This window comes from Pseudomonas sp. NPDC087342, assembly GCF_044744265.1.
GTDB lineage: Bacteria > Pseudomonadota > Gammaproteobacteria > Pseudomonadales > Pseudomonadaceae > Aquipseudomonas > Aquipseudomonas nunensis.
In genome coordinates this window covers 431,303-437,835 of record NZ_JBIUXZ010000003.1, presented here as the reverse complement: position 1 = coordinate 437,835, position 6,533 = coordinate 431,303, and the positions used below count along the sequence as shown (strand labels likewise).

The 6,533-nt window shown below is 52.9% G+C and carries 9 protein-coding genes; 8 read left to right on the top strand and 1 reads right to left on the bottom strand.

Annotated elements, in window-relative coordinates; genetic code table 11:
- The 8 genes from ACIOYV_RS12385 to ACIOYV_RS12350 all read left to right on the top strand — a co-directional run.
- The coding region (locus ACIOYV_RS12385) for a S1 RNA-binding domain-containing protein (RefSeq protein WP_401324004.1) at positions 1 to 257 on the top strand (257 nt) is incomplete at its 5' end.
- Positions 258 to 441: 184 nt separating this feature from the next.
- Positions 442 to 720: a hypothetical protein gene (locus ACIOYV_RS12380; RefSeq protein ID WP_054051918.1), complete on the top strand. Its 279-nt coding sequence runs from the start codon at positions 442 to 444 to the stop codon at positions 718 to 720.
- 149 nt (positions 721 to 869) lie between these two features.
- A complete protein-coding gene (gene ihfB / locus ACIOYV_RS12375) occupies positions 870 to 1,178 on the top strand; it encodes an integration host factor subunit beta (protein ID WP_054051920.1) in 309 nt (102 codons plus the stop codon).
- Between the two features lie 11 nt (positions 1,179 to 1,189).
- Positions 1,190 to 1,429: a LapA family protein gene (locus ACIOYV_RS12370; protein WP_054613903.1), complete on the top strand. Its 240-nt coding sequence runs from the start codon at positions 1,190 to 1,192 to the stop codon at positions 1,427 to 1,429.
- Between the two features lie 226 nt (positions 1,430 to 1,655).
- Positions 1,656 to 2,732: a dTDP-glucose 4,6-dehydratase gene (gene rfbB, locus ACIOYV_RS12365; protein ID WP_163913126.1), complete on the top strand. Its 1,077-nt coding sequence runs from the start codon at positions 1,656 to 1,658 to the stop codon at positions 2,730 to 2,732.
- Positions 2,729 to 3,622, top strand: a complete 894-nt coding sequence (rfbD, locus tag ACIOYV_RS12360) for a dTDP-4-dehydrorhamnose reductase (RefSeq protein ID WP_401324002.1) — start codon at positions 2,729 to 2,731, stop codon at positions 3,620 to 3,622. The genes rfbB and rfbD overlap by 4 nt, the downstream gene beginning before the upstream one ends.
- A complete protein-coding gene (rfbA, locus tag ACIOYV_RS12355) occupies positions 3,619 to 4,509 on the top strand; it encodes a glucose-1-phosphate thymidylyltransferase RfbA (RefSeq protein WP_054051928.1) in 891 nt (296 codons plus the stop codon). The genes rfbD and rfbA overlap by 4 nt, the downstream gene beginning before the upstream one ends.
- Positions 4,510 to 4,566: 57 nt before the next feature.
- Positions 4,567 to 5,487, top strand: a complete 921-nt coding sequence (locus tag ACIOYV_RS12350) for a glycosyltransferase (RefSeq protein WP_401324000.1) — start codon at positions 4,567 to 4,569, stop codon at positions 5,485 to 5,487.
- Positions 5,488 to 5,596: 109 nt separating this feature from the next.
- Here the strand turns inward: ACIOYV_RS12350 and ACIOYV_RS12345 are convergent, their stop codons facing one another.
- Complete coding sequence (locus ACIOYV_RS12345; protein ID WP_401323998.1) at positions 5,597 to 6,532, bottom strand: NAD-dependent epimerase/dehydratase family protein; 936 nt, start codon at positions 6,530 to 6,532, stop codon at positions 5,597 to 5,599.
- Position 6,533: the final 1 nt, after the last annotated feature.

Here is a 6,533-nt window from a genome sequence, read left to right as displayed (position 1 = left end):
TGAAAGCCTCCGAAATCAGCCGTGACCGCGTTGAAGACGCGCGCAACGTTCTGAAAGAAGGCGAAGAAGTAGAAGCCAAGATCATCAGCGTTGACCGCAAGAGCCGCGTAATTCAGCTCTCGATCAAGTCGAAAGACGTTGAAGACGAGAAAGAAGCTATCCAGAGCCTGCGCGATAAGCCAGCTACGGAAGCTGCTGCCACTGGTGATACCACCATGGCTGCACTGCTGCGTGAAGCAATGGCCAAGCAGAACTAAGTTCTGTAAGACCATAGAAAAAGGGCGACTTCGGTCGCCCTTTTTTGTGCCCGGAATTTGGCTTCATGAACCAATCTCCTTCGCGTGCTGTCTCTTTCTTTAGTCGGATCAATCGTTTATTTGCAGCTAGGCTTACGCTTGGGGCGAACGAGAGTCGGGCGTAGCGTCCGGCATAAGGAAGTGAATGAACAAGCTCATTGTCGCAATTGCTGTGCTGACATTGACGGGGTGTACTACTAACGCCAAGACTCATGTTGTACGCGGGGTCAGTGGTATCGAGATCGATTGCTCGGGATTGGGTTCCGGGTGGGAGAAATGCCGCAAGCGAGCCGCCAAGGAGTGCAAGGCTGCCGGGTACAAGGTGGTTGCACGATCCGACGATGCCAAAGAAGAGGATGAGTTTCCTTTTGGCTTTAATCCAGCAGGCTACCTGACGCGCACCATGTTGGTTATTTGCAGGTGATAGCGTGGTGCCGCGGGTGTTTCGGTGTCCTGTAAATGGGCATTTTGAGGCTGGTAAAGATATGTCAAACCCTGGGCTGTTCAAATTCCTCCGGGCATGCTAAAACCTTTGAAGCGCTGATCTAGCTGCTTGAAAAAGAAGGGAAAAATATGACGAAGTCGGAGTTGATCGAACGAATTGTCACCCATCAAGGGCTGCTCTCATCCAAGGATGTGGAGCTGGCCATCAAGACCATGCTTGAGCAAATGTCCCAATGTCTGGCCACTGGGGATCGTATCGAGATTCGTGGTTTTGGCAGCTTCTCCCTGCACTACCGCGCGCCGCGCGTGGGTCGTAACCCGAAAACCGGTCAGTCGGTTAGCCTCGATGGCAAGTTCGTTCCGCATTTCAAGCCGGGCAAGGAACTGCGTGATCGGGTCAACGAAGAAGAGGAGGAAGGTTTTGATCTCCATAACTAAAGGTTCGGCGCATGCGTAGCCTCAAGCGTGTACTCCTTGGCTTGGTATTCCTGTTGCTGATTCTGGTTGTTCTGGCGTTCGTTCTCGAAAATCAGCAATCGGTTTCACTGTTGTTCTTTGGTTGGGCTGGGCCGCAACTACCGGTGTCGCTGGTAATGGTTCTTGCACTACTGATCGGCATGTTGATCGGGCCGATTCTGGGCTGGTTCCTGGGGCGTGCGTCCCGGGCCTCACGCAAGCGCCTTGTCTGAATTCCGATAATGTCATCGCAGGGCGAATTTGCTACACAGCTTGTCTATATCCATTAGTAAAACCTTCATTAAGCTGTAAAATGCTCCGCTTGTCCGGAGAGTGGCGCCTGCCGTTCCGTTCAGACTGACACTGTCAAAAGCCATGCTTAGTTGTTGGCTTTTGCATTCATGGATCAGACAGCGCTCGGTTGGTAGCTCTGTCAGCAGCTCAAGGGTATGGTTTCGCGTGAAAATTCTAGTAACCGGCGGCGCCGGGTTTATCGGTTCGGCAGTCATTCGTCATATCATTTCCAATACTGCCGACTCGGTGATTAATGTCGATAAGCTGACTTACGCCGGCAATCTTGAGTCATTGGCCGAAGTTAGCGAAAATTCGCGTTATGCATTCGAGCGCGTAGATATCTGCGACCGCGATCAGATCGACCGTGTTCTGCGTGAGCATCAACCCGATGCCATCATGCATCTGGCTGCAGAGTCCCATGTCGATCGCTCGATCTCTGGTCCGTCCGAGTTCATCCAGACCAACATTATCGGCACTTACACCCTACTGGAAGCTGCACGCCACTATTGGGCGGCATTGGATGATGCGCGTAAAGCCAACTTCCGTTTCCACCATATTTCCACCGACGAAGTCTACGGAGACCTCGAAGGTCCGGAAGACCTCTTCACGGAAACCACGCCATACCAGCCAAGCTCGCCGTACTCGGCTAGCAAGGCCAGCTCCGATCACCTGGTTCGCGCCTGGAGCCGTACCTATGGCCTGCCGACCCTGGTCACCAACTGCTCGAACAACTACGGCCCTTGCCACTTCCCTGAGAAGCTGATCCCGCTGATCATCCTCAATGCACTGGAAGGCAAGCCGCTGCCGGTCTACGGCAAAGGTAACCAGGTCCGTGACTGGCTCTACGTCGAAGACCACGCTCGTGCCCTGTACAAGGTCGTGACCGAAGGTGTCATCGGCGAGACTTACAACATCGGCGGTCATAACGAAAAGCAGAACATCGAAGTCGTTCAGACCCTGTGCGCACTGCTTGATGAGCTGCGCCCGGACTCCGCACATCGTCCTCACGCCAGCCTGATCACCTATGTTCAGGACCGTCCGGGCCACGATCAGCGTTATGCGATCGATGCCAGCAAAATCCAGCGTGAGCTGGGCTGGACTCCAGAAGAAACGTTTGAGACCGGTATCCGCAAAACGGTCGAGTGGTACCTCACTAATACTGAGTGGGTTGATCACGTGAAGAGCGGCAGCTACCAGCAATGGATTGACCAGAACTACGCGGATCGTTCGAGCAAGGCATGAAGATCCTTCTGCTGGGAAAAAACGGGCAAGTCGGCTGGGAGCTGCAGCGCTCCCTGGCTGCACTTGGCGAGCTGACTGCCCTGGATCGCCAGACGGTCGATGGTTTGTGCGGTGACCTGTCTGACCTCGATGCATTGCGTGCGACTATCCGTCGGGTCAAGCCTGACGTTATCGTCAACGCCGCAGCTTATACCGCCGTCGATAAAGCCGAGTCCGAAACCGAACTGGCTGATCGTGTGAACGCTCAGGCAAGTCAGGTTCTGGCAGAAGAGGCCGCGTCCCTGGATGCCTGGCTGATTCACTACTCGACTGATTACGTCTTCAGCGGTCAGGGCTCCATGCCATGGCAAGAGACGGATGGCGTCGCACCGGTGAACCACTACGGGGCCAGTAAACTGGCTGGCGAGCGGGCGATTATTGCGTCGGGTTGCAAGCATCTGATCTTTCGCACCAGTTGGGTCTACGGCGCTCGCGGCAACAATTTCGCCAAGACGATGCTGCGCCTGGCAAAGGATCGCGAAACACTGAGTGTCATCGCCGATCAGATCGGCGCCCCGACGGGTGCAGACTTGATCGCCGATGTGACTGCATTGGCTATTCAGCAAGTCATGCGGCGCCCTGAACTGGCTGGCTTGTATCACCTGGCGGCTGGCGGTGAAGTGTCCTGGCACGGCTACGCCAGTCATGTGATCGAATTTGCCCAGGCCAATGGCGAGTCACTTGCCGTCAAGTCAATTAGCCCGATCGAAACAACCGCATACCCGACACCTGCCCGTCGCCCTCTGAATTCGCGCTTGAATACTCAGAAGCTACGCGACAATTTCTCTCTACACTTGCCGGATTGGCAAAGTGGTGTAACCCGAATGCTTAGGGAAGTTCTGAACAAATGAACACGACAAATCGTAAAGGCATCATCCTCGCTGGCGGTTCGGGCACGCGCCTGCATCCGTTGACTCTCGGCGTGTCCAAGCAGATGTTGCCGATCTACGACAAGCCGATGATCTTCTATCCGCTGTCGGTGCTGATGCTTGCGGGGATGCGAGAGATCCTGATCATCTCCACGCCTGATGACTTGCCAAGCTTTCGCAAGTTGCTGGGTGACGGCAGCCTGTACGGCATCAAGCTGACTTACGCCGAACAGCCTACTCCGGATGGCCTGGCTCAAGCGTTCATCATCGGGGAAGAGTTTATCGGCAAGGACCCTTGCTGCCTGATCCTTGGTGACAACATCTTCTACGGCCAGCACTTCTCGGATAACTTGCGTTCTGCGACTGAACAGAAGTCTGGTGCGACGGTATTTGGTTACCACGTCTCCGACCCCGAACGTTTTGGCGTGGTTGAATTCGATGCTACTGGTCGTGCTCTCAGCATTGAAGAAAAACCGCTGAAGCCCAAGTCCAACTACGCGGTAACCGGCCTGTACTTCTACGACAACGAAGTTGTCGAGATAGCCAAGAACATCAAGCCTTCCGAGCGCGGCGAGCTGGAAATTACCGACGTCAACCGAGCTTACCTTGAGCGTAAGTCCCTTAACGTCGAAATGCTTGGCCGTGGTTTTGCCTGGCTCGATACCGGTACTCACGACTCGCTGCTTGAAGCCAGCCACTTCGTGCATACCATCGAACAGCGTCAAGGCCTGAAAGTGGCTTGCCTGGAAGAGATCGCCTACCACAATGGCTGGATTACTGCCGAGCAGCTGGGGGCTCAAGCTGACGCCCTGAAGAAGACGGGCTACGGTCAGTACCTGCAGAAGTTGTTGGACTCGCCTTCCCACTGATTCGAAAGACCAGTCCTTCTCGAAAAAAAGCGTTCAATCGGTTCAAGCAGGAATGGCATGCCAGTAAAACTTCCCAAGATTGCGGTTTTGCTGGCTGCCTACAATGGCATGCAGTGGATCGAGGAGCAGCTTTTATCAATTCTTGACCAGTCCTCTGTTGCGGTAACGATCTACATAAGTGTCGATCCCTCGAGTGATGGAACAGAGTCCTGGTGTGAAGCTTTTTGCGCTACCCAAGAGCGTGTTGTTTTGCTACCCGATGCAGGACAATTTGGCGGCGCTGCACGCAATTTTTTTCGATTGATACGCGATGTCGACTTTGAAAGTTACGATGCCGTTGCCTTTGCTGATCAAGATGATATCTGGCATTCAGATAAGCTGATGCGCTCCATGGAAATCATGGCTGCGCGAAAGGTTGACGCCTATTCAAGTAACGTCACGGCCTTTTGGTCAGGCGGAAAAAAGGTGTTACTCGATAAGAGTCAGCCACAGGTCGCATGGGACTATCTCTTCGAAGCGGCCGGCCCAGGTTGTACTTACGTTTTTACCAAGCCGCTTGCTAAAGCACTAAAAGAAGCTGTCTTGCAGAATTGGAGTCAGCTTCAACAAGTAAGTTTGCATGACTGGTACTGTTACGCATTTGCTCGAAGTCACGGGTATGACTGGTTTATAGACCATCACTCAACAGTGCTTTATCGGCAGCATGAAAGTAATCAGGTCGGTGCTAACACCGGGTTGTCACCATTGCTGCAGCGATATAAGACCATCCACGAAGGTTGGTGGTTTACTCAGGTGAGGGTGATTGCAGAGCTGATAGGGCAGGCTGACGAGCCGTGGGTGAAGAGTTGGTTGCGCTTCAGGCGCCGTAATCTATTGGCGCTGGCATTGAAGTCATGGCAGTGTCGTCGACGATTAAGAGACAAGATTTTGTTTTTCTTCGTGTGCTGCTTGACTGCAATAGTCGGCAGGAACATTTAACGAGAGGGGAGAAGCAACAGCTGTAACTCCAGGACGCTCTTGCTTGCCAGCTTAAGCCACTACCAAACTCATGGTTGTTAAACAGCATGAGCTTGGCTTGAAAGTGTGCTTATTCGCTCTTTAGAGTATCAACGTACCAGCGAATGGTTTGGGCCAACCCCACCTCTAGTGAATGCTTGGGCTCCCAGCCAAGGTGTGTCTTTGCAAGTGTACAGTCAAGTACATTGACTGGCACATCGAATGGTCGGGCAGGCAAGTAGTTACGGGCAACATTTTTGTGCGTAATCTTTTCTATCAGATCAATTAGCGTATTGAGCGTCGTTCCGTTGCCGGAGCCGATGTTGAAAGTAATTTGCTCGCCATCATATTCCAGGGCCTTGGAAAATGCGCTTGCGATATCCTGGATATAGATATAGTCACGGGTAACGGAGCCATCGCCCCATATATCAATAGCTTTATCACCTACAGCCCTGCTGACGAACGCCGCAATGGCGCCTTGTGCAGTTTCGATGCGTTGCCGTTCCCCATATGGGTTCGCTACACGCAGAATGACAGGTTTGATGTTGTGTAACTTGCTATAGAGATAGAGGTATTTTTCGATAGCGAGTTTGCTGATGCCATAAGACACTTCCGGATTCGTCGGATGGTCTTCTGACAGCGGGCATGAAACGGGTTTTCCATAAACAGTACCACCTGAAGAGATGAATACTATTTTGTCCACTTTCTGCTCAACCATGACGTTGAGCATATTGATGGTGGCAATGACATTAGTCTGAACGTCATAAACAGGATCTTCGTTAGAGGATTTTGGTAGCGTGGTGGACACAAGGTGAAGCACGCCGTCGACGCCCTTGATAGCTTCCTCAAGGTCATGATTGCTCTGGAGGTCGCCCGATATCCATTCAACGGACTCATGGGGCGCAAACGTGCGGTAAGGCGGAACTCGAGGTCGCTCGAAAATACGCAGGCTGTGACCTTCTTTGAGGAGCCTGTCCGCGATGGCCGAGCCAATGAAGCCACCACCACCAAAAATTACATATTTCATG